Below are 14,193 nucleotides of genomic sequence, written 5' to 3' on the forward strand. Positions count from 1 at the left end.
GGGATGACATGTGCAAAATGGGGTTTATGACTGATCTGACTCCCGTCTCCGCATGGAAGGCCCTCCGCGAGGGCAACGACCGCTTCGTCGAGGGCACGCTGCGGCACCCGAACCAGGGTGCCGCCGATCGGGCGAAGCTGGCGTCGGGGCAGGCGCCGTCGGCGATTCTGTTCGGCTGCGGGGATTCCCGGGTGGCCGCCGAGATCATCTTCGATCAGGGTCTCGGTGACATGTTCGTGGTGCGCACCGCCGGGCACGTGATCGATGCCAGCGTGCTCGGTTCCATCGAATACGGGGTCGAGGTGCTCAATGTCCCGTTGATCGTGGTGCTCGGGCACGACAGCTGCGGTGCGGTCCGCGCCACCATCGACGCTCTGGATTCCGGTGCGGTACCGGGCGGATTCATTCGCAGCCTGGTCGAGCGCGTGACGCCCTCGATTCTGCTGGGCCGGCGCGAAGGCCTCACCTCGATCGACGAGCTGGAGGCCCGCCACGTCGCCGAGACCGCGCAGTTGCTGCAACAGCGCTCGCAGATCATCGCGGCCCGCATCGCCGCGGGCGAATGCGCCATCGCCTGCGTCACCTACACCCTCGAGGACGGCAAGGCCAAGCTCAACCGGGTGATCGGCAATATCGGCGAGCTCGAGTAGGGCGGCGCTCACGGGAACCGGCGCACATAACGTCCGGTGGGTGCGCCGGTGACCGCGCCGTCGCGCACGATGCGACGGCCGCGCAGGAACACATCGGTGACGCGGGCGCTCATCTCGAAGCCCTCGAAAGGGGTGTATTCCTGCGCCGATTCGGAGTCGGCGGCGCGCACCGTCCAGCGGGCGTCCGGGTCGACGAGGGCGATGTCGGCGTCGAAGCCCGCGGCCAGCTCGCCCTTGCGGGTCAGCCCGTAGCGGCGCGCCGGGGCGGCGGCGGTGAGCTCGGCGATGCGCGCGAGCGACAGCCCGCGCTTCAGGCCCTCGCCGACCAGGCCGGGCAGCAGGTACTCCGCGCCGCCGAAACCGGATTTGGCGAGGAAGACATCGTCGCGGTCGGCGCCGAACTTCTGCTCGTCGCGGCAGCAGGCGTGATCGCTGACCACCCAGTCGATCTCACCGGCGAGCAGGTGCTGCCACAGCGCCTCCACATCGGCGCGCTCGCGCAGCGGCGGATTGACCTTGCCGCCGATGCCGTGGGCGGTGTCAACGTCGGCGAGCAGATGTCCGATGGTGACCTCGCGACGGAAATCGATGTGCGGGAAGGCTTTCGCCATGCGCAGGGCCGCGTCGACCGCCTTGGCCGACGACAGGTGCAGCAGGTTGATCGCGGGGAATTCGGTCTCGTGGGCGAGATAGGAGGCCATGGTGATGGCCAGGCCCTCCGAATGCGGTGGGCGCGAGGCGCTGTAGGCCCGCAGCCCGGTGAGCGTGCCGTCGCGTTCCACCAGTTCGGTGTAGGCGGCCATGATCTCGGCGGTCTCGCAGTGCAGTGACAGCGTGACGATATCGCCGTAGCGTTCGCGCGCCCGCCGCAGGCCGCGCATGACGAATTCGAAATGCGCCAGATCGTAGCGCTCCCCCGGCGGCAGCATGAGGAACTCGCCCTGCTCCGCGGAGCGTCCGTGCAGGCCGTGGCCGCCGTAGAACATGAACACCTTGAACGAGGTGATGCCGAATTCCTCGATCAGGGACGGGATTTCGTCGATGTGCTCGCGGGTCATGGGGGCCAGGTGCAGCGCGTGGTCGACATAGGAGCGCCCGTCCATGCGCGCGAGGGCCTCGGGCACGAACTCGCGGTACGGGCCGCCGCGGTCGAGGTAGTAGCGGCCGGTGCGCAGGTAGCTCAGCGACGTGGTGACCCCGCCCTGGGCGCAGGCGCGGCTCTCGGTCTCGGTGTCGGAGGCCAGATCCGAGTAGATGCCCCAGTGCTGGTGCGCGTCGATCACACCCGGAAAGGCCAGCAGGCCACCGGCATCCACCACTTCCGCGGCCTCGGCGGCCGGGACATCGGCGGCGATGCGGGTGATGACGCCGTCGCGCACCGCGATATCGAGTGGTTCGGGCACAGCCGCCGCCCCGGCGCCCGGGCGGACGACCCGGGCGTCGCGGATCAGCAGATCGATCTCCGCCACTATCCCCTCCAGTTTCCTTGTGCGAAACAGTCTTACCAACATGGCGATAATGGCAGTAGTATCCGCAGGCAGTCAATGACATCAGGATCCGCTCGTGTTTCGTTCTGGGAAACAGATGCGGGGGGTTAGGAGTTCGGCAATGTCGGGTCCACTCACGGGAATCCGCGTCCTGGATGCGGCGACCCTGTTCGCCGGTCCCCTGGCCGCGACCATGCTGGCCGACTTCGGGGCGGAGGTGATCAAGATCGAGCATCCGGCGGGGGATCCGGTGCGCACCCACGGCGCGCAGCGTGACGGCGTGGGGCTGTGGTGGAAGATGCTGGGCCGCAACAAGAAATCGGTGACGCTGTATCTGGGGTCGCCCGAGGGGCAGGAGCTGTTCCGGCGCATGGCCGCCGATGCCGACGTGGTGATCGAGAACTTCCGGCCCGGCACCCTGGAACGCTGGGGGCTGAGCTATGCCACACTGCGGCAGCACAATCCGGGCCTGGTGCTGGCACGGGTCACCGGTTTCGGCCAGACCGGGCCCTACGCGCATCGTCCCGGGTTCGGCACCCTCGCCGAGGCCATGAGCGGTTTCGCGGCCATGACCGGCGAGCCCGACGGCCCGCCGACGCTGCCGCCGTTCGGGCTGGCCGACGGAATCGCCGCGCTCACCACGGCTTTCGCCATCATGACCGCGCTGCGGGCCCGCGAGCGCGACGGGCAGGGCCAGCAGATCGATCTGGCCATCGTGGAGCCGATCCTGACCCTGCTCGGCCCGCACATTCTGGCCTACGACCAGCTCGGTCAGCTGCCGGCCCGCACCGGCAACCGGTCGGTCAACAACGCGCCGCGCAATACCTACCGGACCGCCGACGGCCGCTGGGTCGCGGTCTCGACGAGCGCGCAGTCGATCGCCGAACGGGTGATGCGGCTGGTAGGGCGGCCGGAGTTCCTCACCGAACCCTGGTTCGCCACCGGTTCCGGGCGCGCCGCGCACGCCGACGAGCTGGATGCGGCGGTGGGCGAATGGATTTCCCAGCGCGACACCGACGAGGTGGTGACCGCGTTCGAGAAGGCGGAGGCGGCGGTGGCGCCGATCTACACCGCCGCCGACATCCTCGCCGACCCCCAGTTCCACGCCTTGGAGACGATCACCACCGTCGAGGACGCCGAACTCGGCCCGCTGCGCATGCAGAACGTGCTGTTCCGCCTGTCCGAGACGCCGGGTGAAATCCGCTGGAGCGGGCCGCCTTTGGGCGCGCACACCGAGGAGGTGCTGCGCGGCTACGATGTCGACGAGCTGAGCTTGGCCCGGCTGCGCAAGGCGGGGGTGGTGCGATGAGTTTCCTGAGTCAACCCCTATGCGGCGATTGGCTGTTTTTCGGGCTCGTGCCGGGTGGGGTTGTAGGCGATTTTGGTGCGCCAGCAGGCCCAGATGATGCGCATCCAGGCGCGGCCGAGGGTGGTTACGGCGGCTATAGCGGTGGGGAAACGCCCGGTCCCATTCCGAACCCGGAAGCTAAGGCCACCTGCGCCGATGGTACTGCACTCGACAGGGTGTGGGAGAGTAGGACACCGCCGGAACATCATTCGCGAAACCCCCTGACACCGGTCAGGGGGTTTCTGCGTTTCCGGGCGCGGCGTTCAGACGGAATCGTCCTTTGGTGCGCGAAGTTGAGGTCTGGCGTACCGCCAGCTAACTCAACTAGTAGCCTCCTACGGATGGCGGGAGTAATGAGAATCGATCCGGCCGAAGTTCACGCGACGGCGGACTGGATCGATCGTGCGGCGCAGGACCTCGTGGACGAGGTGAACGCGCATATGCGCCTGGTCCGCTCGTTCCTGGGGGGCGACTGGCAGGGCGCTGCGGCCACATCGCATGAGACCCCTTGGGCCGACTGGGAGGACGCAGCACATCGCATCTTGACGTCTTTTCAGACCGATTCAGGGCTGCTTCGGCGCGTAGCCGATGAGCACGCCCAGACCGACCAGCGCCGTGCGGCGACGATCCATCAGGTCGGATCGAGCCTCGACTTGCCCGAGGTGGTGTAATGGGGGACTATCGCGTTGATTTGGGCGGGTTGCAGCAGCTGATCGATGGGGCAGCCACATTGGAGGCCACGATCGAGAGCCGGGTGGCCGAGATCGAGTCGCGTGTGGACGAGTTGCACCTGGGTTGGGCCGGCGAGGCCGCATCCGCGCACCGAGCCGCTCACGATGAGCGTGTAGCGGCAGTCGGAGTGATGCGAGAAGCCTTGCGCATCCTCGGCGAGAAGCTGTCGGCGGCACATTCCGCATATGGGACGGTGGGTACGACCAACTCGGCGATGTGGCCATGAGCCCGCCGCCAACGGTTCCATTGATCGTGTGCAGGGCCGGCGAGTACACCTCTGCCGGTGAGGTTTTCGGAAGTATCGGGACAGACGCCGCCGACACGCACACCGCGCTACTCGGGGTGTTGCAAGCGAATGCCGGTATGGCGGGGAGCGACAGTATCGGTCAGGAGTGGGCTGACGCCTACGACAAGGCCGTGAGTTCGGCGTTGCAGGCATCAGCCCAATTGACCGCCGCCGCGGCACAAGTCCGGGACCTGATAGTGGTCGGCGCCTTCAACCACCAGGCCGGCGAGTCCGCCGCGAACCACAACGACGTTCAGCCACCTGCCCCGCCGTCCTCGATGCCGGCACCTTGCCTGGTCGACCAGGCTCCATCCGCCGCAGGCGATGGTATTCCCGAGCCGTTCGGCTGGTCGATCATCAAGGATGCCGTGGGCGCCGTATGGCCGAACGGTCATCAGGACGAGCTTCGTGCCGCCGAGGCCGCCTGGTCCACTGCCGCTTCGAACTTTCACACCATGGCCGGCACCGTGCCGCAGGCCATCGACTTGCTCGGCAACCAGCAGTCCGAAGAGATTCCGGCGGCGATCGCCGCAGCGGAGTCGCGGCAATCCGATCTGAACGACCTCGGAGACATCAGCTCACTGATCGGCACCGCGTGCGGTGACTATGCCCATCATCTGGACGAAGCCCACCATCAGATCCTGGAGGAGCTCAAGGAGCTCGGGATCGAAACGGCTGCCGTCGAGGTCGGATTCGCGGTTCTCGCGCCGATCACCGCGGGCTTGTCCGAGTACATCGGCAACGCGGCATGGGTCGCGCGAATCGGAGTGAAGGCACGCCGCATCGCTTCGATCATCGCCGATTTGGCCACCAAGGCAAAGGAATCCGCGAAAGTGGTCGGCACGCTCGTGGAGCGTGTCAGCGCCTTGTCGGCGAAGGTCGCCAAGTGGGTTCAGGAAGCAGCCGCTCAGATGTTCTCTAACCAGGTCATCGAACAGCTGAGAAGTGAAGGCCTGACAATCGATTCGTCGCAGATCGCCCTGCGGGCGCCGAAGTAGTATGAGAGGGAACGGAATGAGCGACACTTGGCGCGGCGTGGTCAACGCCGTGCTCTACAAGGTGCAGTTCGCTGATGCGCTCGGTGACGACGAGGTTCGTCGCATCTCCGGATCGCTTGTGCACCAACCACTATGGGACCTCACGGTCGAAGACGAATACCGCGCTCTGGTCGAAGGACTCGACTCGGGTGAGGATCTCGATCCTGTCGTGCAGGCGAACTTCTCCGAAGCCGACAAGCGTAGCTTCCTTACCCGAATCGTCGGTGAGCTCGACGACATGCGGCCCTGGCCTGTCCGGCCCTACCGGGAGATCCCACTCGACAGATGGGCCGAATTCATAGGTCTCGACCCGATCGCGCGAATCGACCTGTCCTGGACAGACATTCAACCTTTACTCGGAAAGATGTTCAGGAAGCCCACCGGGTACAACCGGGAGGTTCTGCTCCTTCATCTGAAGTCCGGTGCCGAGGTGGGCTTCCTCTGGCCTGGTTGGGGTGACCGTGCCGCGACCGAGTTGGTCGCGCGGGGAGAGAAACTCGACGCTTCCAGCATCGTCCAGGAACTGCTGTCGGTCTCGGGACTCGACCCCGTCAAGGTGACCGTCCTCGCTCCGGCCGAAACGGCGACCACACTCTACGAAGTAATTCCCTTGCGCCCCGAGTTTGTCGGCGAGCACATTCCCGGCAACGATCGCTGGAACGGCACACATGTGCGCTACCTGGCTGCCGCCGAACGAAGCCCATACAAGCTGACCGTCGAGAACGGTCTCCTGTACGACAGTCGAGGCAATCTCTTCGACACCACCACCGCCCGTACCCTCTGGACTCCCCAAGGTGGCCGCGCGATTTTCGTCATGGACGAGAACGGTGACATCTACTCCTCCCCGGACCACGTGCTCGGCCGGTTCCACCACTCCAGCCTCCTCGCCGGTTCACCAGTAGCCGCCGCCGGTGAAATCGCCGCCGAGAACGGCCGAATCCTGTTGATCTCCGACCACAGCACCCCACTACCGCCCACCCCGCCGCTTCACCCGCCAGGTCCTCGACAGCCTCCGCCGCCGCGGAATTCAAATCGACGACAACCAGATCGAATACCACATGCCCGCCGAATAACCTCGCTTGTTGGACGGAGCCTGCCTCGATCGATCCCCCCGGCTCTCTGCGGAGCCCCGGACCGGAGTCAGGGTTTCGGACCTGTGACGAAGACGTCCACAAGCTGATGGATCTGAGCCGCGGACAAGGCGCTGAGCACCACCCCTCGTCGGTAGGGGTCCACGGTCGCCGGATTCGTCCCGCACAGTCGCGTGGTGTCGTCATTCAGTGCATCGAGCGGGAACGACTCACCATCGATGTCGGTACTCGCGATCTGGCGACCTGTACGTGCCTCGTGAACGGCAATGCGGTACTTGCCGTTTCGCAGATCGAGTTGCCTTGTGTTCTGGCCGGTGCCGTTCGGTTGGCAGGTGATCTTTTTGACGAAGTCTCCGTCCCCAAGACCCGAGACACAAACAATCAGTTGCACCGCACTGACTCGGGACGGTCGCCACGTCTGCGTGTCGGCGCTGTCGGTGGCCAATTGATCTCGGATGCTGGTGCTCGCGCGTTGGATGGTGGTGTTTTCGATGAGATAGATTGGGCGCGGCCCGGAGTCAGTCAGCGCATGGGCTTTCGATGTGCCGGCCGAATACGAACACGTCGACGCGAATGCGGAGTCCAGGTCCTTATCGCTTCGCAATTCTTCGCTTCGGCCGACGCAGTAGAAGAGGGATAGCGGCGCCATACAGGTGAGCACCGTGATCAGGATGGTTCTTCGAGCGATCCTGCCAGCGCTGAGGGGCTGGGGCGGCTGGTTCAGCACGGGCGTTGCGGCAACGGGCAGCCCCGAGGTGGATGCGTGCCGGGCCGCGCGGGCACAGGTACGTCCGTCGAGGACTGCCAGAACACCGGGCGCTGACCGGGTTCCGATGTAGAGGACGTCCTCGCGGCCGGTGTGTGATCCCCAACCCTCACTCATGTAGACGGCGGCCAGGGTTCCGGGACGAACGCGAGTCCACCAGAACCACGCATCCCGTTGAAACGGTAAGCCATTGGCGCGAACCCGCGCTTTGCTGCCGCGGCGGCCGACCTGATACACGGAGTCGACGGCGATGATCGCCGCACCGTTGACCGCGGCCAACGATTGAAACGCGGCGAGCTCCTGCGCGGCTCGTGCGTCGCGCCGCCTGCGGCGTCGTGCGATCCATCCCATCGTTGGACGCGCCTTTCACCTGCCATCCGAGGTACGTGGGAGCGTTGCGGCCAGCACATTGAAAAAGCGCTGTTCACTCCAGGATTCGTGATTTCCGATGACGTACAGACGCCGTTTCGCGCGCGACACCGCGACATTCAGCAGGTTCGGGGTCGACGCGGCCCATCGCCTGGCACCAGCTCGCTCCGCGGGTGTACCGAGGACGAGAATCACCACATCGGACTCCTGACCCTGGACGGTGTGAACCGTACCGACGTTGCCGCGGGCGAAATCCCCATCGATAGTCCTGGCGGCAATCACCTTGGATCCCCTCACGACATCACGAAAGGGACTGATCACGCGAATTGAATTGGGTGGCAGACCGATTCCATCGACCAACCAGTCCAGCAGCTCGGCGAGCCTGTCACCTTCCGCGGGAACCCAGTTGCCCTCGGATACGCCGGACCGGATGTCGAACCACGCGTTTTCGCCGGGGAATTCCCCGCGTGCTGGAGTGCCGTAAACCATGAGGTCGCCGCCGTAGGCGATGGCGTTGGATATCGCGAACATCGGCCGGTCGCAGCGGCGGTGAACGCGCAGCGGTGCGCCCACCCACGCGGACTCACCACCCTGCGGATCGGGCAAGTTCGTTCCGTATCGCGCCAGGCGATCGGCGACTCGCTGGGTAGAGGTGAAGTCGGGTGTCCACTGCTCAGGTACCCGATAGTGTTCGAGCAACGCGCGTTGCGCGGGGAGCGGCAGCGTCACAATCGGCTCGAGTTGCTGAGGGTCGCCGACGATGACCGCGCGCCGCGCCCGCCAGAGTCCGCCTACGGCCTGCTGAGGAGTCGCCTGCCCGGCCTCATCGATGAACAGCCAGCCGAAGGTTTCTCTTCCCAGGCCCGCGAACAGGCGGGGCAGGGAGGCGAATGTCGTCGATACCATCGGGACGAGCAGGAACAGGGATTGCCATACCGCAGTGAGTACTTCGGTGCTGGGTTTGGGATCGAGCGGGCCGCGCAGCAATGCGGACAGTACTGCCAGGTTTCCACGGAGTCGTGATGCGGCCGCGAGAGCGAATGCGCGGTGCAGGCGCAGCGCCTCGAGGAACAGCCGGTGTCTCGCCTGGGTGAACTCTTCGTCAGCCCAAGCATTGCAGAGTTGGAAGCGGCGTTCGTCGTCGAGCACACTGCCGAAAGGAACTGTGCCGGGCCATCGTTCGCAGGCTCGGTCCGCTCGAGTGCCGACAGCCTCGAGGTCCCGCACCGCGGCGGAATGAACGCCGATGAGGCGTTGGCCCTCAGCGGCGGCAGCAGCCCACGCTCCTGCTGCCCGAGTGACCGCTTCAGCGCATTCGGTGTACCGCAGGTCAGCGGATTTGCGCGCTGCGATAAGGACTTTGGCCTCGTCGTTCCATTCGCGGCCGGCGCGGAACAGCGTCGAGAGTGATATCCAGAATCCGGGCTTGTCCCGATTATGTTCCTCCACCGCCGCACGGGCGGATTGGAGCTCGGCGTCCGCGGATTGCCTCTCGGCTTCCGCCGCGGCATGCTCTGTCTTTCGACGATCGTGCTCCTGCTGAGCTATTTCGATGTCTCGGTAGACGTCCTCGACGACGGTCCGCAATCTATTGAACTCGGCTATATCATCGGCCACGGCTTGCCGCTCGCTCGCGAGTTGCCGGACTTCCGCCAGTGCGCTCCGGAAAGCGGCGCGCGTCGATCGCCACGCCTCGGCTTCCTCGGGATTGCCGTCCGCCTGCGCCAAGATCTTCTGCATGCCGACGACCCCGTCGTCGGCGGGATCCGGAGCATCGTCGGCCTCGGACCGATCCTGGGCAATTCCTTCCTTCCCCCACCAGAATCGCTGTGAGAACTCCGAACGATTCTTCATATTGCCCAGCACGGCGGCGATCAGCCCCCACGCGTCGCCCTCGAGTATGTGGGTGGCGAGTTCCGGGAAGTAGCCTGCGGCGAGCGCTTCGTTCAGGACGCCCTGCACCGCGGCGACCGCGGGTATCTCGGCGGTGACGTTCGCGGCGGCATCATTGCTGGCGGTGGCCAGTACGACCTCGAAGCCGGTGATGTCGGGGTTCGGGGCGTGGACTTTGAACTGGTATCTGTCGACTTGAACTTTGCCGAGGAAGCGAGTGAAAGCGGAAGTGGGGCTGTCGTATTCGGCCAGCCGGAGCGCGCGTTCCACGACGATCGCCGCGAGGGCGTCTCGCAGCATGGTCGTCTTTCCGGTTCCGGGCGGACCGTTGACGGCGAATATCCCTGCTGCTTCCGATAATTCGGCCATCAGCTGGTTGACGGCGAACTGCTGGCTGAGCACCAGCGGTCTACGAGTATCTCCCGGCCATCTACCTGGCGGAATCAGGCTGGGACTCAGGCCCGCGACTATCGCGGACGGGTTCGCTCGTACATCGACGCGCCTTGCGGAATCGCAGTCATCAGAGAGGTACAGATGTAAAGCGAGTCCGATGTCCCGGTCGGCAACTGCCTTCTCCACGTCGGCCAGGTCCTGTGCGATGAAGCTGTTCAGGAAGTCGGCATCCACGTCCGTTGCGCGCTTCTCTGACACCTGAACGCATTTGACTCGGACTCCGCCGGCATCCAACGCCTTCGAGATTCCGAGCGCGTCGCTCAAATCGCTGGTGAACTGGTGCAGGTTCTCGGCTGTGAAGGTGAAGGTGGCCGGTCCGCTCGCCTTGTCGCCGTCTTTGCTCTTGGCGGCAGCCGACTTGGCAACCATCTTCTCCACGAACGTTCCTGCGGTCGCACCCACCATGCCGCCGGCCACCGGTCCCGCGACCGACGCGACGGCCGCTGCCGCAGCCGCGGTCGTCGCGGTGCCGAGGCCCTTGGCCAATGCCTCCCGTCCGGCGGTCTTTCCTTGGCTGCCTGTCGCCTTCATAAGAGCGAACCGCTTGGAGACCGCTTCCGCGAATCCCGGTGACGCGAGCTCGTTCAGCCCGGACACTAACTCTTGTTCGTCCTTGTCGAAGCCGTTCAGCCAGCTCTTGTCTCCAGGACCCGGGGTCTGCAACCGCCCCACGGCCCAGGCGCAGGCCGACAATTTCGGTGAGTCCTCCACCAAGGTCCCGTGCTGGTCGAGGATGAACGCGAACATCGCCGTCGTCCCGATCGGACGGGCATCCGGTTGGGCTTGTTCAGGACCGAAAGCGCGAAGCAACTCGTCTCGAACACGTTCGATTTGAAACAGACCCCCGTAAACGGTGAAACGCCACGTCTTCCCCGGCGGCAACGGATGCTCACGCCACAACGGGTGCTCGGCCTCCCACGGCGCCGGCCCCGCCACACCGACGTCGACGACGAACGGCCCAGATCCACGAGTGGCCACCTTGGGTATCTCCTGCGGGCTGAACATCTCGATCGCCCGCCAGAATCGCAGCAGCTGCCGCGCACGCTCGGTCCCACCCATCGCATCGTCCCCGTTCGATACCGATCACTCAGGAGCATTTCTACGGTACGACACCGGGGCTGCGTGATCATGAGAAACGGTGGTATCGAACGGGATCGGTGGTCGTAATCGGTCGATTGGTCCTCGGGCGTAATGCCGGAGGACCGGTATCGTCAGTTCAAACTGGACGTTGGATTGCAGAGAGAAACCGGCTCGGTTGCCCGTGCCACGTGATCACCAGCTGCTCGCGAGCACGGGTGCACGCGACGAAGAGAAGGCATCGTTCCCGTTGCAGATCGAGCGCGTGAGCATGGGGGTCATCCTCGATCGGGGTGAGGGCGGCAGCGACCGGCACATGGTCGTCGTCCACACCGGCGACAACCATGCAGCGGAATTCCAGCCCCTTCATGCGGTGCATGGTTCCGAGCGAAACTTTGTGCTCGGCTTTGCTTTTCCGGGCCAGCAGATGAGTGCGAACCGCCTCGGCTTCAAGGCGTTTCGCGATCTGCTCGGCAGTCCATTTGGCGCGCGTGGCGATGCCGATCTCCTCAGGTGCAACGCCGTTCTTGATCCAGGATTGGACTGTATCCACTATGTGGTCGAACTCGGCGGCTTGGGTGGCGAAGCCGGCCGGCTCCGGCGGCGTGCCGTGGATTTCGGATCGACATCCGGCTGCATGAGCCTGTGAGCGTGGGACGCGGTCAAGGAGGCGTCGGGTACCGGACTGTGGTCGAACGGTGGAAGGCCGAACACGTCGGGTCCTTTCATTGGACTACGGGTTGGCATATGTGTTGGTAGACGCGCCATCCCGATGATCCGTTCCCGAGCTGCCTACCCGAGCTGCTCCCGTAGCCAATTGGCGGGCCAAAGACCAGTTGATGATGCTCGCCAGCTCGGGTGGATGCTTGGGCCACTGCGCGTCCACGCTCTGACCGCCTTCGAATCTCGATCAAATCGAGACATGCTCGGCGGACCTGGGCACCGAATATCCACTATGCGCTTCTTCTGGCCGAATCCCATTACGACACAGGTGGTCACCGCAGCGGGGTGGACTCCCGCGCGTCGGATCGACATAGCGATGTGGGTCGACAGTCTCGAAGGGGAGGGTTATCAGGTGACCCGTTCCGCGGCTTCGATTCTCGAAGGCTTCGGTAACCTGGCTCTTCATATTCCGGAGATCCCCGGGAGCGAGCGGCCGGCCGAGACGCTGTTCTTCGATCCGATCGACGTGGGCAGCGGGATGTACGAGCGGTATGCGGATTTGGAGTTGGCGATCGGTCACCGGATGACGCCGCTCGCGGTGAACTCCACCGGCACAGCGTTTTTGTTGGTGCTGGATAACGGCAGCGTGGTGTCCGACGGTCCGCATGGCCTTCAGCTGCTGGGGAACACCTTCCCGCAGGCCCTGGATCTGTCTGTGTGCCGGCATCGATCTCCGATTTCGTTGCTCACCTACAACTACACTCGACCCCGTCGACCGGTTCACGCCTGAGGGGCGAGGTTCTATTGGCTCGAGGTGCGTCGTTCGATCGCCGCGCCCAGTGCGTCCAACTCGGCGAGTACGTCGGTTGCGGCCCAGACGCGATTGCGCTTGCTCTCGGAGAGAAGCTCTAGGATTCCGGCGCCGGTCGGTCGGACCCCAGCCGATCCCCGAGACCGTCCAGTACCCGAGCGTGGAGGTCGCGCAGCGTGCGGGCGCGCAGGCTTTCCGCGACCAGCTATCGGCCTTCACGGACGCGAGCAACGAGCCACCATCCGAGGCGGTGCTGGACACGTATTTGAATACCTACCGCCAGCAGTATCAAAGTATCGTCGGATCCAATCTGGTGTACGACAAAGACAGTCTTGATGAGCTGATTTCCGGGGGCGCTCAGGCGCCGAACGCCAAGAATCAGGGGCCGAAGTGATGAGGGGTGTCACGCATTCACGAAGGGTCACTCGACGGTTCGGTGCCACCGTGGCTTTCGCGGCTGCCGTGTCCTCGGTTTTTCTAGCCGGCTGCGGGAACAGTAAGGACAGTCGGTCCGAGCCTCCTGCGCTGTCGCCCACTGAGGTGATCTCATCAACTTCGGTGTGTGCTTGAGGGATTCGGGCATTCGGGAGTTTCGGGACTTGCCCGGTCATGGGCGTGGAGTCCCAGGTAGACCGGTTTTCTCCCACAGAATTCCGATGCCTGAAGGACTCCACGTGATCGCCTATCGTGCCATGCTCGACGTGTCTCGGGAGCTGGTCTGCCATGTTTCGCGGTTGCTGGCCGCCGAACGACGAGCCCGCGGCACCCGCCGCGGCGCTCGGGCACTGACACCGTTTCGGCAGGCGATGTTCGTGCTGGCCTGGTTCCGCAAGCGCGAAGACCTCGAGGTGCTCGGTGCCGGGTTCGGCATCAGCCGCGCCACCGCCTACCGCTACCACGGCGAGGCGATCGACGTGCTCGCCGCCCAAGCCCCCGACCTGCACGAAGTCCTGCACCACGCGCACGAGCAGGGAATGACGCATCTGAACCTGGACGGCAAGCTGTTTCGCTCCGACCGCTGTGGCGAGCAGACCCTCAGCGTGAAAGGCGAATCGATCGACGCCTGGTATTCGGGCAAGGCCCACGCCCCCGGAGCCAACCTGCAAGCACTCACCGCGCCCGACGGATTCCCGCTGTGGATCTCCGACGCCGAACCCGGCTCGACCCACGACATCACCGCCGCCCGCACCCACGTGCTCGGCGCATTATGTTGGGCCGCAGCACATCTGGATCTGCCGACCCTCGCCGACGCCGGATACGACGGCGCCGGGATCGGGGTGCACACCCCGGTCAAACAGCCCAGCGACGGCCGCGACCTCGATATCGACACCCGCACCCGGAACGCTCTGCTACGCGGGCTGCGCTGCCTGGCCGAACGCGGCTTCGCCCTGCTCACCGGACGCTGGCGCGCCCTGCACCACTTCACCACCAGCCCCGAGAAAATCGGCGACATCGTCAAAGCCGCACTCGTCCTCACCCATTTCGAACACGGCCGACACCAATGAAAGTCGCTGAGATCACCTCACTGTC

At 65.0% G+C, this 14,193-nt stretch carries 13 protein-coding genes and 1 rRNA gene; 10 read left to right on the plus strand and 4 right to left on the minus strand.

All coding sequences use genetic code 11. From position 1 onward, the window contains the following. Positions 1 to 26: 26 nt before the first annotated feature. Positions 27 to 650 (plus strand): carbonic anhydrase, encoded by a 624-nt coding sequence (locus D7D52_RS18375; RefSeq protein ID WP_120738057.1) that lies wholly within the window; start codon positions 27 to 29, stop codon positions 648 to 650. Positions 651 to 658: 8 nt separating this feature from the next. On the opposite strand, the gene D7D52_RS18380 is transcribed toward D7D52_RS18375, so the two are convergent. Beyond that, on the minus strand, positions 659 to 2,119 hold the full coding sequence (locus tag D7D52_RS18380; RefSeq protein WP_120738059.1) for a dihydroorotase: 1,461 nt from the start codon (positions 2,117 to 2,119) through the stop codon (positions 659 to 661). A gap of 139 nt (positions 2,120 to 2,258) precedes the next feature. Here D7D52_RS18380 and D7D52_RS18385 point away from each other — a divergent pair, with 139 nt between their 5' ends. From D7D52_RS18385 to D7D52_RS18410, 6 genes are all read left to right on the plus strand, one after another. Then, positions 2,259 to 3,446: a CaiB/BaiF CoA transferase family protein gene (locus D7D52_RS18385; RefSeq protein WP_120738061.1), complete on the plus strand. Its 1,188-nt coding sequence runs from the start codon at positions 2,259 to 2,261 to the stop codon at positions 3,444 to 3,446. 125 nt (positions 3,447 to 3,571) lie between these two features. Continuing rightward, positions 3,572 to 3,688, plus strand: a 5S ribosomal RNA gene (gene rrf / locus D7D52_RS18390). 150 nt (positions 3,689 to 3,838) lie between these two features. Beyond that, positions 3,839 to 4,156, plus strand: coding sequence for a WXG100 family type VII secretion target (locus D7D52_RS18395; protein WP_162958392.1), 318 nt, complete (start codon positions 3,839 to 3,841; stop codon positions 4,154 to 4,156). After that, positions 4,156 to 4,443, plus strand: coding sequence for a WXG100 family type VII secretion target (locus D7D52_RS18400; RefSeq protein ID WP_120738065.1), 288 nt, complete (start codon positions 4,156 to 4,158; stop codon positions 4,441 to 4,443). Before D7D52_RS18395 ends, D7D52_RS18400 begins: the two co-directional genes overlap by 1 nt. After that, positions 4,440 to 5,501 carry a WXG100-like domain-containing protein gene (locus D7D52_RS18405; RefSeq protein WP_162958393.1) on the plus strand — a complete coding sequence of 354 codons (1,062 nt, stop codon included), beginning with the start codon at positions 4,440 to 4,442 and terminating at the stop codon, positions 5,499 to 5,501. Before D7D52_RS18400 ends, D7D52_RS18405 begins: the two co-directional genes overlap by 4 nt. Positions 5,502 to 5,517: 16 nt before the next feature. Then, positions 5,518 to 6,720, plus strand: coding sequence for a hypothetical protein (locus D7D52_RS18410; RefSeq protein WP_162958394.1), 1,203 nt, complete (start codon positions 5,518 to 5,520; stop codon positions 6,718 to 6,720). Here the strand turns inward: D7D52_RS18410 and D7D52_RS37840 are convergent. The 3 genes from D7D52_RS37840 to D7D52_RS40350 all read right to left on the minus strand — a co-directional run bounded on the left by D7D52_RS37840 (position 6,681) and on the right by D7D52_RS40350 (position 11,742). Continuing rightward, positions 6,681 to 7,748: a hypothetical protein gene (locus D7D52_RS37840; RefSeq protein ID WP_162958395.1), complete on the minus strand. Its 1,068-nt coding sequence runs from the start codon at positions 7,746 to 7,748 to the stop codon at positions 6,681 to 6,683. The genes D7D52_RS18410 and D7D52_RS37840 overlap by 40 nt on opposite strands. Before the next feature lie 15 nt (positions 7,749 to 7,763). After that, positions 7,764 to 11,171 carry a DEAD/DEAH box helicase gene (locus D7D52_RS18415; protein WP_120738071.1) on the minus strand — a complete coding sequence of 1,136 codons (3,408 nt, stop codon included), beginning with the start codon at positions 11,169 to 11,171 and terminating at the stop codon, positions 7,764 to 7,766. Positions 11,172 to 11,328: 157 nt separating this feature from the next. Beyond that, positions 11,329 to 11,742, minus strand: coding sequence for a 3'-5' exonuclease (locus tag D7D52_RS40350; RefSeq protein WP_120738073.1), 414 nt, complete (start codon positions 11,740 to 11,742; stop codon positions 11,329 to 11,331). Between the two features lie 402 nt (positions 11,743 to 12,144). Here D7D52_RS40350 and D7D52_RS18425 point away from each other — a divergent pair, with 402 nt between their 5' ends. The 3 genes from D7D52_RS18425 to D7D52_RS18440 all read left to right on the plus strand — a co-directional run bounded on the left by D7D52_RS18425 (position 12,145) and on the right by D7D52_RS18440 (position 14,168). Continuing rightward, positions 12,145 to 12,642: an SUKH-3 domain-containing protein gene (locus tag D7D52_RS18425; protein WP_162958396.1), complete on the plus strand. Its 498-nt coding sequence runs from the start codon at positions 12,145 to 12,147 to the stop codon at positions 12,640 to 12,642. Between the two features lie 181 nt (positions 12,643 to 12,823). Further along, on the plus strand, positions 12,824 to 13,057 hold the full coding sequence (locus tag D7D52_RS18435) for a hypothetical protein (RefSeq protein WP_120738077.1): 234 nt from the start codon (positions 12,824 to 12,826) through the stop codon (positions 13,055 to 13,057). A 280-nt stretch (positions 13,058 to 13,337) separates the two neighbouring features. Then, complete coding sequence (locus D7D52_RS18440; protein ID WP_425464644.1) at positions 13,338 to 14,168, plus strand: transposase family protein; 831 nt, start codon at positions 13,338 to 13,340, stop codon at positions 14,166 to 14,168. Positions 14,169 to 14,193 lie beyond the last annotated feature (25 nt).

It is taken from the genome of Nocardia yunnanensis (assembly GCF_003626895.1).
GTDB classification, from domain to species: domain Bacteria; phylum Actinomycetota; class Actinomycetes; order Mycobacteriales; family Mycobacteriaceae; genus Nocardia; species Nocardia yunnanensis.